At 62.2% G+C, this 15,215-nt stretch carries 14 protein-coding genes; 11 read left to right on the forward strand and 3 right to left on the reverse strand.

Annotation, left to right across the window (positions count from 1 at the left end; translation table 11 throughout):
* Window positions 1-194: 194 nt before the first annotated feature.
* The 4 genes from NMB38_RS04045 (at window position 195) to moaE (ending at window position 2,875) form a co-directional block, all read left to right on the forward strand.
* Window positions 195-1,589 carry a PhoH family protein gene (locus NMB38_RS04045; RefSeq protein WP_023534350.1) on the forward strand — a complete coding sequence of 465 codons (1,395 nt, stop codon included), beginning with the start codon at window positions 195-197 and terminating at the stop codon, window positions 1,587-1,589.
* Window positions 1,590-1,707: 118 nt separating this feature from the next.
* Window positions 1,708-2,178, forward strand: a complete 471-nt coding sequence (moaC, locus tag NMB38_RS04050; RefSeq protein WP_023534451.1) for a cyclic pyranopterin monophosphate synthase MoaC — start codon at window positions 1,708-1,710, stop codon at window positions 2,176-2,178.
* Window positions 2,178-2,423 carry a MoaD/ThiS family protein gene (locus NMB38_RS04055; RefSeq protein WP_027914453.1) on the forward strand — a complete coding sequence of 82 codons (246 nt, stop codon included), beginning with the start codon at window positions 2,178-2,180 and terminating at the stop codon, window positions 2,421-2,423. The genes moaC and NMB38_RS04055 overlap by 1 nt, the downstream gene beginning before the upstream one ends.
* Before the next feature lie 2 nt (window positions 2,424-2,425).
* The gene (moaE, locus tag NMB38_RS04060) at window positions 2,426-2,875 is read left to right on the forward strand and encodes a molybdopterin synthase catalytic subunit MoaE (protein WP_027914454.1); all 450 of its coding nucleotides are present in this window, start codon (window positions 2,426-2,428) and stop codon (window positions 2,873-2,875) included.
* 149 nt (window positions 2,876-3,024) lie between these two features.
* Here moaE and rhlB read toward each other — a convergent pair whose 3' ends face one another.
* Entirely contained in the window at window positions 3,025-4,473 is a 1,449-nt protein-coding gene (gene rhlB / locus NMB38_RS04065; protein WP_110607143.1) for an ATP-dependent RNA helicase RhlB, read from the reverse strand.
* 100 nt (window positions 4,474-4,573) lie between these two features.
* On the reverse strand, window positions 4,574-5,230 hold the full coding sequence (locus tag NMB38_RS04070; protein WP_027914456.1) for an alpha/beta hydrolase: 657 nt from the start codon (window positions 5,228-5,230) through the stop codon (window positions 4,574-4,576).
* A 331-nt stretch (window positions 5,231-5,561) separates the two neighbouring features.
* On the opposite strand from NMB38_RS04070, the gene NMB38_RS04075 reads away from it, so the two are divergent.
* The 4 genes from NMB38_RS04075 to NMB38_RS04090 all read left to right on the forward strand — a co-directional run bounded on the left by NMB38_RS04075 (window position 5,562) and on the right by NMB38_RS04090 (window position 9,719).
* Window positions 5,562-6,590, forward strand: coding sequence for an amino acid ABC transporter substrate-binding protein (locus NMB38_RS04075; protein WP_027914457.1), 1,029 nt, complete (start codon window positions 5,562-5,564; stop codon window positions 6,588-6,590).
* A 67-nt stretch (window positions 6,591-6,657) separates the two neighbouring features.
* On the forward strand, window positions 6,658-7,836 hold the full coding sequence (locus tag NMB38_RS04080) for an amino acid ABC transporter permease (RefSeq protein WP_027914458.1): 1,179 nt from the start codon (window positions 6,658-6,660) through the stop codon (window positions 7,834-7,836).
* A gap of 10 nt (window positions 7,837-7,846) precedes the next feature.
* Entirely contained in the window at window positions 7,847-8,944 is a 1,098-nt protein-coding gene (locus NMB38_RS04085) for an amino acid ABC transporter permease (protein ID WP_059183304.1), read from the forward strand.
* Between the two features lie 10 nt (window positions 8,945-8,954).
* Complete coding sequence (locus NMB38_RS04090) at window positions 8,955-9,719, forward strand: amino acid ABC transporter ATP-binding protein (protein ID WP_027914459.1); 765 nt, start codon at window positions 8,955-8,957, stop codon at window positions 9,717-9,719.
* Between the two features lie 72 nt (window positions 9,720-9,791).
* Here NMB38_RS04090 and algW read toward each other — a convergent pair whose 3' ends face one another.
* Complete coding sequence (gene algW, locus NMB38_RS04095) at window positions 9,792-10,952, reverse strand: Do family serine endopeptidase AlgW (protein WP_027914460.1); 1,161 nt, start codon at window positions 10,950-10,952, stop codon at window positions 9,792-9,794.
* Window positions 10,953-11,121: 169 nt separating this feature from the next.
* Between algW and NMB38_RS04100 the strand changes: the two genes are divergently transcribed.
* From NMB38_RS04100 to cysN, 3 genes are all read left to right on the forward strand, one after another.
* A complete protein-coding gene (locus NMB38_RS04100) occupies window positions 11,122-11,880 on the forward strand; it encodes a Nif3-like dinuclear metal center hexameric protein (protein ID WP_027914461.1) in 759 nt (252 codons plus the stop codon).
* A gap of 190 nt (window positions 11,881-12,070) precedes the next feature.
* Window positions 12,071-12,988, forward strand: coding sequence for a sulfate adenylyltransferase subunit CysD (gene cysD, locus NMB38_RS04105; RefSeq protein WP_023534492.1), 918 nt, complete (start codon window positions 12,071-12,073; stop codon window positions 12,986-12,988).
* A gap of 177 nt (window positions 12,989-13,165) precedes the next feature.
* The gene (cysN, locus tag NMB38_RS04110; protein ID WP_494354903.1) at window positions 13,166-15,067 is read left to right on the forward strand and encodes a sulfate adenylyltransferase subunit CysN; all 1,902 of its coding nucleotides are present in this window, start codon (window positions 13,166-13,168) and stop codon (window positions 15,065-15,067) included.
* Window positions 15,068-15,215: the final 148 nt, after the last annotated feature.

Here is a 15,215-nt window from a genome sequence, read left to right on the forward strand (position 1 = left end):
AAAATGCTTTTTCCGGTCATGGCTTTTGCGGTATGAAGAAACCAGACAGCCGATTCCTGCAGCACAGGTGGCGTCACATGGGTCCACCTGGCCAGATCGCTTCCCGCCCGTAACAACGCGGATACGGGAAGAACGGCAGTCACTCCGCGGCGTAACAGACCACGCCGTGCCGCTTCGACATAAGGTGACCGAGTATGGATGACCAAGGACGCACCCCTTCCTCCAGCAAGCCAATCCTCTATGTGCTCGATACCAACGTCCTGATTCACGACCCCAACGCATTACTCAACTTCGAGGAGCACCACGTCGCCATTCCCATGACGGTGCTGGAGGAACTCGACAAGCTCAAGGCCGGTAAGCAAAGTATCGCTGCCGAATGCCGCCAGGCCATCCGCCTGATCGACCAGACGCTGGGTGATGCCTCGCCCAGCGTGGTGGAGCAGGGGGTACCCATCCAGCGTGGCAAAAGTGGGCCAAAAGGTTATCTGTCCATCCTGATGACCCCGCGCAACGAGCCGAACAAGCTGTTGCCCGAAACCCTCAACGACAACATCATCATCAATCAGCTGCTCGAAGTCAGGGCACGGCGTACCGACCTGGACGTGGTGCTGGTCACCAAGGACATCAACATGCGCCTGAAGGCGCGTGCCTGCGGCATTGCCGCCGAGGACTACAGCACCGACCAGTTGGTCGACGACGTGTCGCTGTTGTCCAAGGGCTACCACTCGGTCACCGGCTCGTTCTGGGACCGGGTCAGCAAGGTCGACACGCGTCAGGAGCGTGGCCGTACCTGGCACAGGGTGCAATTGGCCGAGCCGCTGCCAGCGGTGCACGTGAACGAGTTCATCATCGATGAGCAAGGGTTCGTCGGCTGGATCAAGGGCACGCGCGAGGGCGAACTGCTACTGCTCGACCTGCACCAGGAGCCCTTGCTGCACCAGGAAGCCTGGGGCTTGAAGCCGCGTGACATTCATCAGAGCCTGGCGCTGTTGGCGCTGCTCGATCCGGATATCCACCTGGTCAACCTGACCGGGGCGGCGGGTTCGGGCAAGACCATCCTGGCGCTGGCGGCGGCCATCGAGCAGACCATGGTCAGCAAGCGTTACCGGCGCATCATCGCCACCCGTAGCGTGCAGGGGCTCGACCAGGAGATCGGTTTTCTACCGGGGACAGAGGCCGAGAAGATGGAGCCCTGGCTGGGCGCGATCACCGACAACCTCGAAGCCTTGCACATGGACGACGAAAGCACCCACGGCAGTGTCGAGTACATCCTCGAGCGGGTGCCGCTGCAGTTCAAGTCGCTCAACTACATCCGTGGTCGCAGCTTCCAGCAGAGCCTGATCCTCATCGACGAGTGCCAGAACCTCACGCCGCACCAGATGAAAACCATCATCACCCGTGCCGGCGCAGGGTCGAAGGTGGTGTGCCTGGGCAACCTGGCGCAGATCGATACACCGTACCTGTCCGCGACCAGTTCGGGCCTGACCTACCTGACCGAACGCTTCAAGGACTTCCCCCATGGCGTGCACATCACCCTGCAAGGGGTGCCTCGGTCGGTGCTGGCCGAGTTCGCCGAGTCCCACATGTAGCCCCGTGCGCCGGGCGGTTCGCCGCCCGGCGGCTTCTGGCCGCGATGCGTCGGCCTGGCCCCTGCTCAAACCTGACCCACCGGTTTACACTCTCTGCTCCCTTCACAGGAGCAGAGCAGTGCTGACACATCTTGATTCCCAAGGGCGGGCCAATATGGTCGACGTCACTGAAAAAGCCGTGACCGAGCGCGAGGCCACAGCCGAAGCGCGCGTGCGCATGTTGCCGCACACCCTGCAAATGATCGTGGACGGTGAGCATCCCAAGGGTGATGTCTTCGCTGTGGCGCGCATCGCCGGCATTCAGGCGGCGAAGAAGACCAGCGACCTGATTCCGTTGTGCCACCCGCTGATGCTGACCAGTGTCAAGGTCGAGCTCAGCGCCGAGGGCAGTGATGCGGTGCGCATCGTCGCCCGGTGCAAGCTGGCCGGGCAGACCGGCGTGGAGATGGAAGCGCTGACGGCAGCCAGCGTGGCTGCATTGACCCTCTACGACATGTGCAAGGCCGTGGACAAGGGCATGGTCATCGAGCAAGTGCGCTTGTTGGAGAAGCTGGGCGGAAAAAGCGGCCCGTACAAGGTGCAAGGCTGATGAAGATCAAGGTGATGTATTTCGCTCGCTACCGGGAGCGGCTGGGACGCGGTAGCGAGTCGCTCGAAGGGACGTTCAAGGATGTGGACGATGTGCGCCTGGCGTTGGTGGGTAGAGGCGAGCCTTATCAGGTGCTGGCCGAGCAAAACCTGATGTGCGCCCGCAACGAGGAATTGTGCAGGCTGGATGAGCCTGTGCAAGAGGGCGATGAAGTGGCGTTCTTTCCGCCTGTAACCGGAGGTTGAGCATGGCCGTTCGGGTACAGGAAGGCGCTTTCGACCCAGGCGTTGAGACCAACGCCTTGCACGCGGCCAACGTGGGTGTCGGGGCAGTGGTCAGCTTCATCGGCTACGTGCGGGACTTCAACGACGGCCAGGACGTGGCGGGTATGATGCTTGAGCATTATCCCGGCATGACCGAGAAGGCCCTGGCCAAGATCGTGGCCGAGGCGCAGCAGCGCTGGCCGTTGCTCAAGGTCGAGGTGCTGCACCGCGTGGGTTACTTGGCGCCCGGTGAGCCGATCGTGTTCGTCGGCGTGGCCAGTGCCCATCGGCAGGCCTCGTTCGAGGCTTGCAACTTCATCATGGATTACCTGAAGACCCGTGCACCGTTCTGGAAGAAGGAAACGACCGGGCAAGGGGAGCGATGGGTGGAAGGACGTCAGAGCGACCAGGACGCGGCGGGGCGGTGGGGGTAGAGGGAGCGATTGACCTTGGGCGTCGCAGAAACGCCCAGGGTTTAGTCATGCAGGCTCAACGCCCAGGGTCGCTGCGCGGCCCATTGCGGCCGATCCGGTGGTCAGGGCCCGGAGCATGGGCATCATCGACCTGACCGCCCGCAACCCGATCACGTGTGCTTGCGCGGCACTGGCTTGAGCAACTCATCAGGCGGCATTTCACACTTGATCTTGCGCCCCAGCAGCGTTTCGATCGCTGGTAACTGGTAGGAATCATCTTCGCCGGCAAAGCTGATCGACACGCCGCTCGTGCCTGCCCGGCCGGTACGGCCGATCCGGTGCACGTAATCGTCAGGGTCTTCCGGCAGGGTGAAATTGATGACGTGGCTGATGCCGTCGATATGAATCCCGCGCCCAGCCACATCGGTCGCCACCAGCACCGTGATACGCCCCTCACGGAAGTTCTCGAGGGTACGGATACGCTTGTGCTGGGGTACATCGCCGGACAACTGCGCGGCATTGACGCCATCGCGTACCAGTTTTTCCTCGATACGGCGCACTTCGTCCTTGCGATTGGCGAACACCATCACCCGTTCCCACTTGTTCTGGGTCACCAGGTTGTACAGCAGCTTGTATTTGTCGCTGCCAGCCACCGCGTAAACGTGCTGCTCGACCGTTTCGCTGGCCACGTTCTCGGGCTCGATCTCGACGATGGCGGGATCGGTCGTCCACTGCTTGGCCAGGTTCATCACGTCATCAGTGAAGGTGGCCGAGAACAGCAACGTCTGGCGCTCGCTCTTGGGCGGCGTCTGGCGAATGATCTGACGCACCTGCGGGATGAAGCCCATGTCCAGCATACGGTCGGCTTCATCCAGCACCATCACCTCGACCATGTCCAGGTGCACCTCGCCACGCTGGCTGAAATCCAGCAGGCGGCCGGGTGTTGCCACCAGGATGTCGCAGTGGCGTGCTTCCAGGGCCTTGAGCTGCTTGTCGAAGTCCATGCCGCCGACGAAGCTCATCACGTTCAGGCCGGTGTATTTGGTCAGGGCGACCGCGTCCTTGGCAATCTGCACCACCAGCTCGCGCGTGGGGGCGATGATCAGCGCGCGTGGCTCGCCCATGTAGCGTTCCTTGGGCGGGGGCGTCTGTTGCAGCTGGGAAATGATCGAGATCAGGAACGCGGCCGTCTTGCCGGTACCGGTCTGGGCCCTGCCGATCGCGTCCTGGCCCCGCAGCGTGAAGCCCAGCACCTGCGCCTGGATCGGCGTGCAGTAGGGGAACCCCAGATCGTGAATGGCGTGCATCAGCTCAGAGGAGAGCTTGAAGTCGTGGAAACGGGTCTTGCCCTCCTGGGGCTCGACCACGAAGTCCTCCGGTTTCCACAGGCTGGCCTGCGGCTTGGGCTTTGGCTTGCGCTCTCGACGCGGTTTGTCACTGGCCGGTTTGGTGGCGGCAGTGTGTTCGATTTGGGCGGCAGGCGGGTTGCCCGCAACGGCGGGGGCCGCTGGCAAATCGGCCTGGGGGGCCGCTGGCGCCGGGGTAGTGCTGGCAGCGGGCGCAGTGGCCTGGGGGGCAATGTCTCCCTTGCCGAATATTTTCTTGAGTGCCTTGAGCACGGTCATCTCGTCAATTGGTTAAGGAATGTACGCCGGGCAGTGTAATGCAAGATCCCCGCTCGGCGTAGTGCAATGGCCTTGAACGAACCGTGCGCCCAGGTCACTGCAGTTGCGTGGCCAGCCATTGAAGGATGTCATTGAGTTCTTCGACGATCACTTCGTGCTCCATCGGGTACTCGTGCCATTGGGCAGCGACGCCCCAGGTGTTCAGGTACTCGAAGGCCGTGCGCCCCATCGACGGGATCACCACCGGGTCGTGCACACCATGCAGGCACAGGGCCGGGGTGCGTTGCTGGCAAGCACTCAACGTGTGCTCGTCAGCGAAGGTGGGGGCATAGGTGGAAAGGGCCAGCACGCCACCCAGCGCTTCCTGCCACTTTATATAGGCCGTGTGCAGCACGACGGCGCCCCCTTGGGAGAACCCGGCCAGGAAGATGCGCGACAGGCTGATGCCCTTGGCCTGCTCGGCCTTGATCAAGGCGATGACCTGCTCGGCCGAGGCCTCGAGCTCGGCCTCGTCTATGGCCCTGGCCGGCGTCATGGCCTTGATGTCGTACCAGCTGGGCATGGCATAGCCGCCATTGATGGTCACCGGCCGGGTCGGCGCCTGGGGCATGACGAACCGGGCAGTGAGCAGATGCTGCTGCATGAATTCGGCCACCGGTAGGAAGTCGTAACGGTCCGCGCCCAGGCCGTGCAACCAGATCACACAGGCATCTGCGGCTTTTTGGGGTTCGAGAATGAGTGGGTCGGTCATGGCTGCTCCGAAAACATGCGTGTGGAAGGGGTCGTGCTTGAAAAGAAGGCGCGCGCCCGACGAGCCGGAAAAAGAATGTCGCAACGATGCAACTTTCCCTACTTGACTCGTGCTTAAACGCTCAAGCCGCGCAATCTGGTACGCGTTTTGCACTTCCCTCTGTGATGCAAGGGACAGGCCGAGACGGTAACACCCTTTGCACGCGAAGGCTGTCACAGAACAGCCCATTGCGCCAAGTGACCCAATAACAAGCCAATACGGGTCGGATGCGCCTCAAAAGGGTGCGGTGCAATTCCGGCTCGATACAACAAGAGCGATTTGGAGGTTGTGAATGAAGATGTTGAAAACCACCCTGGCAGTCCTGACCGCTGCCGCTGCCCTGGGCGCCGTGAGTACGGCCCAGGCCGGTGCGACGCTCGATGCGGTAAAGAAGAAGGGCTTCGTCCAGTGTGGCGTGAGTGACGGTCTCCCTGGCTTCTCGGTTCCAGATGCACAAGGCAAGATCGTCGGGATCGACGCCGATGTCTGTCGCGCTGTAGCGGCAGCAGTGTTCGGGGACGCGACCAAGGTCAAGTTCAGCCAGCTCAACGCCAAGGAACGCTTCACCGCGCTGCAATCGGGCGAAGTCGACGTGCTGTCGCGCAACACCACCTGGACCAGCTCGCGCGATGCCGGCATGGGCCTGATGTTCACTGGGGTCACCTACTACGACGGCGTAGGTTTCCTGGTCAACAAGAAGCTTGGCGTATCCAGCGCCAAGGAGCTCGATGGCGCGACCATCTGCATCCAGGCCGGCACCACGACCGAACTGAACGTATCGGACTTCTTCCGCGCCAATGGCCTGAAATACACCCCCATCACCTTCGACACTTCGGATGAGAGCGCCAAGTCCCTGGAGTCTGGCCGTTGCGACGTGCTGACGTCGGACAAGTCCCAATTGTTCGCCCAGCGTTCCAAACTCGCCGCCCCGACCGACTACGTGGTACTGCCGGAAACCATTTCCAAGGAACCGCTGGGCCCGGTCGTGCGCAAGGGTGACGAGGAGTGGTTCAGCATCGTCAAGTGGACCCTGTTCGCCATGCTCAATGCCGAAGAAGCCGGCATCACCTCCAAGAACGTCGAGGCCGAGGCCAAGAGCACTAAGAACCCGGATGTGGCGCGTCTGCTGGGTGGCGACGGCGAGTACGGCAAGGACCTCAAACTGCCCAAGGACTGGGTAGTGCAGATCGTCAAGCAAGTGGGCAACTACGGCGAGGTGTTCGAGAAGAACCTTGGCCAGAGCACCGACCTGAAGATCGACCGTGGCATGAATGCCCTGTGGAACAACGGCGGCATCCAGTACGCACCACCTGTGCGTTGAATGGTTGCACCTGCGGCGGCATCCCGCCGCCGCAGGCGGTCCGCTACCCTTCTCTTCGGGGCATTTCATGCAAAATCGAATTGGCGCACGAAAGGGATTATCCCTGAGCGATCCACGTGTGCGCGCGTGGCTGTTCCAGCTATTGACCATCGTCTTCGTGGTCGGTCTGGGCTGGTACCTGTTTCACAACACGCAAACCAACCTGCAGCACCGAGGCATCACCTCGGGCTTCGACTTTCTTGACCGCAGTGCCGGCTTCGGCATCGCTCAGCACCTGATTCCCTATGTGGAGTCGGACAGCTATGCGCGGGTGTTCGTCATCGGGCTGCTCAACACCTTGCTGGTGACCCTCATCGGGGTGGTGCTGGCCACACTGCTGGGCTTCATCATCGGTGTCGCCAGGTTGTCGCCGAACTGGATGATCAACAAGCTGGCTACCGTGTACGTGGAAACCTTCCGCAACATCCCGCCGCTATTGCAGATCCTGTTCTGGTACTTCGCCGTGTTCCTGACCCTTCCGGGGCCGCGGGGCAGCATCAACATCGATGACGCGTTCTTCATCAGCAACCGCGGCCTGAACATGCCTGGGGCCTCCATGGCAGAAGGCTTCTGGCCATTCGTGGCTGCCCTGCTGGTAGCCTTGCTGGCAACCGTGTTGATGGCGCGTCGAGCCAACCGGCGCTTCGAAGAAACCGGCCAGCCGTATCACAAGTTCTGGGTGGGGCTGGCGCTGATGATCGCCATTCCGGGTGCCTGTGTGCTGTTGTTCGGCAGCCCCGTGCAGTGGGAGGTGCCGCAGCTCAAGGGCTTCAACTTTGTCGGCGGCTGGGTACTGATCCCTGAACTACTGGCGTTGACCCTGGCCTTGACGATCTACACCGCAGCATTCATTGCCGAAATCGTGCGCTCGGGTATCCGTTCGGTCAGCCATGGCCAGACCGAGGCTGCGCGTTCGCTGGGGCTGCGCGAGGGGCCAACCCTGCGCAAGGTGATCATCCCGCAGGCACTGCGCGTGATCATTCCACCGCTTACCAGCCAGTACCTGAACCTGGCGAAGAACTCGTCGCTGGCCGCAGGCATCGGCTATCCGGAAATGGTCTCGCTGTTCGCCGGCACCGTGCTCAACCAGACCGGCCAGGCCATCGAGGTGATCGCCATCACCATGAGCGTCTACCTGGCCATCAGCATCAGCATTTCGCTGTTGATGAACTGGTACAACAAGCGCATCGCGCTGATCGAACGGTGAGGATACGTCTGTGAATGCTCATGTTTTCAAACCTGACATGCCGCCTCCGGTGAAAACCGTCGGCGTGCTCGCCTGGATGCGCGCCAACCTGTTCTCCAACTGGCTCAACACCCTGCTTACCCTGTTCGCCATCTACCTGGTCTGGCTGATCGTGCCACCGCTGCTGCAATGGGCGTTGATCGATGCGAACTGGGTGGGCACCACCCGTGCCGACTGCACCAAGGAGGGCGCCTGCTGGGTGTTCATCCAGCAGCGTTTCGGCCAGTTCATGTATGGCTATTACCCCTCCGAGTTGCGCTGGCGGGTGGACCTGACGGTATGGCTGGCGGTGCTGGGCGCAGCGCCGCTGTTCATCCGCAGCTTCCCGCGCAAGGCGGTCTACGGGCTGGGGTTCCTGGTGCTGTACCCGCTGGTGGCCTACACCCTGCTGCACGGCGGGCTGTTTGGCCTGGAGACGGTACCGACCAGCCAATGGGGCGGCCTGATGCTGACGCTGGTGATTGCCACCGTGGGCATCGTCGGGGCCTTGCCCCTGGGGATCGTACTGGCGCTGGGGCGGCGCTCGCGCATGCCGGCGGTGAAAGTGGTGTGCGTGACCTTCATCGAGTTCTGGCGGGGCGTGCCACTGATCACGGTGTTGTTCATGTCGTCGGTGATGCTGCCGTTGTTCCTGCCCGAGGGCATGAGCTTCGACAAGCTGCTGCGGGCCATGATCGGGGTGATCCTGTTCCAGTCGGCATACATCGCCGAAGTGGTGCGTGGCGGCCTGCAAGCCATCCCCAAGGGGCAGTACGAAGCCGCCGCCGCCATGGGGCTGGGCTACTGGCGCTCGATGGGGCTGGTGATCCTGCCCCAGGCGCTCAAGCTGGTCATCCCCGGCATCGTCAATACCTTCATCGCCCTGTTCAAGGACACCAGCCTGGTGATCATCATCGGCCTGTTCGACCTGCTCAACAGCGTCAAGCAAGCTGCCGCCGACCCGGCCTGGCTGGGCATGGCCACCGAAGGCTATGTGTTCGCCGCCTTGGTTTTCTGGATTTTCTGTTTCGGTATGTCCCGCTACTCCATGCACCTGGAGCGCAAGCTGGACACTGGCCACAAGCGTTAGGAGTTTCGAAATGAGTGAAGCGATCAAGCAGCCTGCCGGCCCCGAAGGCATCATCCAGATGCAGGGCGTGAACAAGTGGTATGGCCAGTTTCATGTGCTCAAGGACATCAATCTCAATGTTCGCCAGGGCGAGCGCATCGTGCTGTGCGGGCCCTCGGGTTCGGGCAAGTCCACCACCATCCGTTGCCTGAACCGTCTGGAGGAACACCAGCAGGGGCGGATCGTGGTCGACGGTGTGGAACTGACCAACGACCTCAAGCAGATCGAGGCCATCCGCCGCGAAGTGGGCATGGTGTTCCAGCACTTCAACCTGTTTCCGCACCTGACCATCCTGGAAAACTGCACCCTGGCGCCCATGTGGGTGCGCAAGATGCCCAAGCGCAAGGCCGAGGAAATCGCCATGCACTACCTGGAGCGAGTGCGTATCCCCGAGCAGGCGCACAAGTACCCCGGGCAGTTGTCTGGCGGTCAGCAGCAGCGCGTGGCCATCGCCCGGGCGTTGTGCATGAAGCCCAAAATCATGCTGTTCGATGAGCCGACCTCGGCGCTGGACCCGGAAATGGTCAAGGAAGTGCTCGATACCATGGTTGGCCTGGCCGAAGATGGCATGACCATGCTGTGCGTGACCCACGAGATGGGCTTTGCCCGCACCGTGGCGAATCGGGTGATCTTCATGGACAAGGGCGAGATCGTCGAGCAGGCGTCACCGGACGATTTCTTCGACCGGCCACAGAGTGACCGCACGCGCTTGTTCCTCAGTCAGATTCTGCACTGATGCAGTAGAGGGGCGAATGGCCTGCGTAGCGCCGCAGGCCAATCGCAAGCGCCCACATGTTGGGCACTTGCGTTACTTTTCTTCCTGCTTGGCCACCGGCGCTGGCGGTGGCCGCAGGCCTACCTCGGCGATCAGCTTGAGCTGCTGACCGTTGCGCATCACCTCGATGGTGATCTTTTCGTTGGGCTTGATGCGCGCCACCTGGTTCATCGACCGGCGGCCATCGCCCGCCGGCTCGCCGTTAATGCTCAGGATCACATCCCCTAACTGCAGGCCGGCCTTGGCCGCCGGGCCTTCGCGGAAAATGCCCGCCACCACGATGCCTGGCCGGTCCTTCATGCCGAACGACTCGGCAAGCTCTGTGCTGAGCGGCTGAACCTCAATACCCAGCCAGCCCCGGATGACCTGGCCGTGCTCGACGATCGACTTCATCACCTCAAGGGCCAGCTTCACTGGAATAGCAAAGCCGATGCCTTGCGAGCCACCCGACTTGGAGAAGATGGCGGTGTTGATGCCGATCAGGTTGCCGTTGGCATCCACCAGGGCGCCGCCCGAATTGCCCGGGTTGATCGCCGCGTCGGTCTGGATGAAATCTTCGTAGTTGTTCAGACCCAGCTGGTTACGGCCGGTGGCGCTGATGATACCCATGGTCACGGTCTGGCCGACGCCGAACGGGTTGCCGATCGCCAGCGACACGTCGCCGATGCGAATGGTGTCGGAGCGCCCGATGGTGATGGCCGGCAGTTTCTTCAGGTCGATCTTGAGCACCGCCAAGTCTGTCTCCGGGTCGCTGCCGATCACCCTGGCCAAGGTTTCCCGGCCATCCTTGAGCGCCACGACGATCTGGTCGGCGCCGCTGGTCACGTGGTTGTTGGTCAGCAGATAGCCCTCGGGGCTCATGATCACCGCCGAGCCCAGGCTGGACTCCCAGCGGCGCTGCTTGGGCAGGTTGTCGCCGAAGAACCGGCGGAACTGCGGGTCTTCGAACAGCGGGTGCGAGCTCTTGTTCACCACCTTGGTGGTGTACAGGTTGGCCACCGCAGGCGCGGCCAGGGTGACGGCATCGGCATAGGAGACCGGGCCCTGCACCACCTGTGTGGACTGGGGCGCCTGTTGCAGGTTGACATCCTGGCTGGGCAAGCCGACCCACTCCGGAAAGCGTTGGATGATCAGGGCGGCGATGAGCACGCCAGTGAGCAGGGGCCAGCCAAAGTAACGCAGAGCCTTGAACATGAACGAATCCTGGAAAGAGCCGGGGCCTGGGGCCGCGCATTGGAGCGTGGGCGCGCGATCATACACCGGTTCCCCCAGTGCCGACGACGGCCCATAATGGCCGGCATTATACGGACCTTCGCCAGGCCTTGCGCCTGGCAGGCACCCAGTTTTTTCGAGGAGATTTCCCATGGCCGTCGCGCTGAGTACATTGGTCGAAGAAGCCGAGCGCTACCTGGGCAGCAGCAGGATCCAGGACTATTGCCCCAATGGCTTGCAGGTCGAAGGCCGGCCGCAGGTCGGGCGCATCGTCACGGGCGTGACCGCCAGCCAGGCCTTGCTCGATGCGGCCGTAGAGGCTCAAGCCGATCTCGTGCTGGTGCACCATGGTTATTTCTGGAAGGGGGAAAACCCCTGCATCACCGGCATTCGCCAGCGACGCCTGAAAACCCTGCTGAACAACGACATCAGCCTGCTGGCCTTTCACCTGCCGCTCGACGTCCACCCGGAAGTGGGCAACAACGTGCAGCTGGCGCAACAGCTTCAGATCACCGTCGAGGGCCCGCTGGATCCAGAAAACCCCAAGGTAGTCGGGCTGGTCGGGTCGCTGGCCCAACCCATGACTGCCCGCGATTTCGCCCGACGCGTGCAGGATGTGCTGGGGCGTGAGCCATTGCTGGTCGAAGAAGACAGGGTCGTTCGTCGTGTAGGGTGGTGCACCGGCGGCGGGCAGGGCTACATCGACACCGCGATCGCCGCCGGGGTGGACTTGTACCTGACCGGCGAAGCGTCGGAACAGACCTACCACAGCGCCCGCGAAAACGGCGTGAGCTTCATCGCCGCAGGACACCATGCGACCGAGCGTTACGGGGTGCAGGCATTGGGCGATTACCTGGCACGGCGTTTTGCCGTGGAGCACCTGTTCATCGATTGCCCCAATCCGATCTGACCGGCCTGTCGGCGCAGGCCAGATGATGGATCAGCGGGCTTGAGCGCCAACCCGCAGCCCAAACCCGCAGTCATATGGTTAGACGCTTTCGATCTATCCAGGCGTCTAAATAGAATCATCTGCTGTGATAGAGTGGCTCGCTCGAACACGGCCCGCTGGCCGTCCATAAGATCGTTTTTCGTGAGTAGCCATGGTCGACAAACTGACGCACTTGAAACAGCTGGAGGCGGAAAGCATCCATATCATCCGCGAGGTGGCCGCCGAGTTCGACAACCCGGTCATGCTGTACTCGATCGGCAAGGATTCCGCCGTGATGCTGCACCTGGCGCGCAAGGCTTTCTTCCCGGGCAAGCTGCCGTTCCCGGTGATGCACGTCGACACCCAGTGGAAATTCCAGGAGATGTACCGCTTCCGCGACAAGATGGTCGAGGAAATGGGGCTCGACCTGATCACCCACGTCAACCCAGAGGGTGTGGCGCAGGGCATCAACCCGTTCACCCATGGCAGCGCCAAGCACACCGACATCATGAAGACCCAGGGCCTCAAGCAGGCACTGGACAAGCATGGCTTCGATGCCGCTTTCGGTGGCGCCCGCCGCGACGAAGAAAAGTCGCGAGCCAAGGAACGCGTGTACTCCTTCCGTGACAGCAAGCACCGCTGGGACCCGAAGAACCAGCGCCCTGAGCTGTGGAACGTCTACAACGGCAAGGTCAACAAGGGCGAGTCCATTCGTGTGTTCCCTCTGTCGAACTGGACCGAGCTGGACATCTGGCAGTACATCTACCTTGAAGGCATCCCGATCGTGCCGCTGTACTTCGCCGCCGAGCGCGAAGTCATCGAGAAGAATGGCACCCTGATCATGATCGACGACGAGCGCATCCTCGAGCACCTGTCCGAGGAAGAGAAAGCCCGTATCGTCAAGAAAAAGGTGCGTTTCCGTACCCTGGGCTGCTACCCGTTGACGGGCGCCGTGGAGTCCGAAGCCGAGACGCTCACCGACATCATTCAGGAAATGCTCCTGACGCGCACTTCCGAGCGTCAGGGCCGGGTCATCGATCACGACGGCGCCGGGTCCATGGAAGACAAGAAACGCCAGGGCTATTTCTAAGCTTCAAGCGGCAAGCTGCAAGAGCAGTCGAACGCGCTGCGTTCGAACCTTGTGGATTGCCGCCTGCATGGCCCGCGAGCGCTCCAGAATGCCAAGTGGGTTGATCAACCTAATTTCTAACTAGTTGTACGCCGACAAGCTTGCCGCTTGAAGCTGACAGCTTGGAGCTTGAATGAGATGAGTCACCAATCCGATTTGATCAGCGAAGACATCCTCGCTTATCTGGCTCAGCACGAGCGCAAAGAACTGCTGCGTTTCCTGACCTGCGGCAACGTGGACGACGGCAAGAGCACCTTGATCGGGCGCCTGCTGCATGACTCGAAGATGATCTACGAGGACCACCTCGAAGCCATCACCCGTGATTCGAAGAAGTCCGGCACCACGGGCGAGGAAGTGGACCTGGCGCTGCTGGTCGATGGCCTGCAGGCCGAGCGCGAGCAGGGCATCACCATCGACGTGGCCTACCGCTACTTCTCCACGGCTAAACGCAAGTTCATCATCGCCGACACCCCGGGCCACGAGCAGTACACCCGCAACATGGCGACCGGCGCGTCCACCTGCGACCTGGCCATCATCCTGGTCGATGCGCGCTACGGTGTGCAGACCCAGACCCGCCGCCACAGCTACATCGCCTCGTTGCTGGGCATCAAGCACATCGTGGTCGCCGTCAACAAGATGGACCTCAAGGGCTTCGATGAAGGCGTCTTCGAGTCGATCAAGGCCGACTACCTGGCATTCGCCGAAGCCATCAACCTGACGTCGAGCAGCCTGCACTTCGTGCCGATGTCCGCGCTCAAGGGTGACAACGTGGTCAACCACAGCGAACAGTCGCCGTGGTACACCGGCCCGACCCTGATGGAAATCCTGGAAACCGTGGAAGTGGCGGCCGACCGCAACTTCACCGACCTGCGTTTCCCGGTGCAGTACGTCAACCGCCCCAACCTGAACTTCCGTGGTTTCGCAGGCACCCTGGCCAGCGGCGTGGTGCACAAGGGCGATGAAGTCGTCGTGCTGCCGTCGGGCAAGAGCAGCCGGGTGAAGTCCATCGTCACCTACGAAGGCGAGCTGGAAAGCGCAGGCCCGGGCCAGGCCGTGACCCTGACCATGGAAGACGAGATCGACATCTCCCGTGGCGACCTGCTGGTGCATGCCGACAATGTGCCGCCTGTGACCGACCAGTTCGAAGCCATGCTGGTGTGGATGGCCGAAGAGCCGATGCTGCCGGGCAAGAAGTACGACATCAAGCGTGCGACCAGCTACGTGCCGGGTTCGATTGCCAGCATCACCCACAAGGTGGACGTCAATACCCTGGAGAAGGGCGCTGCCAGCGCCTTGCAACTGAACGAAATCGGTCGCGTCAAGGTGTCCCTGGACAGCGCCATTGCGCTGGACGGTTACGAGAGCAACCGCACCACCGGTGCGTTCATCGTCATCGACCGCCTGACCAACGGCACCGTGGGCGCCGGCATGATCATCGCCCAGCCCGTACTGCCCCATGGCAGCGCCGGGCAGCATGGCAAGTCGGCGCATGTCTCGACCGAAGAGCGCGCCCTGCGCTTTGGCCAGCAACCGGCAACCGTGCTGTTCAGCGGCCTGTCCGGCGCCGGCAAGAGCACCTTGGCCTACGCGGTGGAGCGCAAGCTGTTCGACATGGGCCGCGCCGTTTACGTACTCGACGGGCAGAACCTGCGCCATGACCTGAACAAGGGCCTGCCACAGGATCGCGCTGGCCGTACCGAGAACTGGCGCCGCGCCGCCCATGTGGCGCGCCAGTTCAACGAAGCCGGCTTGCTGACCCTGGCCGCGTTCGTGGCCCCGGATGCCGAAGGCCGTGAGCAAGCCAAGGCGCTGATCGGCAAGGACCGCCTGGTGACCGTCTACGTCCAGGCCTCGCCACTGGTCTGCCGCGAACGCGATCCGCAGGGCCTGTATGCAGCCGAAGGTGACAACATTCCAGGCGAGAGCTTCCCGTTCGATGTACCGCTGGACGCCGATCTGGTCATCGATACCCAAGCCACCAGCGTGGAAGAAGGGGTCAAGCTCGTGCTGGATGTGTTGAGGCAGCGTGGGGCGATCTGACCGACGCCAGTCCAGCGCCTTGGCAATGCCCCTCCTACAAAAAACTGCGAGCCTGCTGACTCAGGCAGCACGCGGTCTGGGGTAGGAGCGGCATTACCGGGGCGCCGGACCGACTGCGATGGGCCGCGCAGCGGCCCCAGCGCTCCCA

The sequence above is a fragment of the Pseudomonas sp. FBCC-B35 genome, assembly GCF_059133755.1.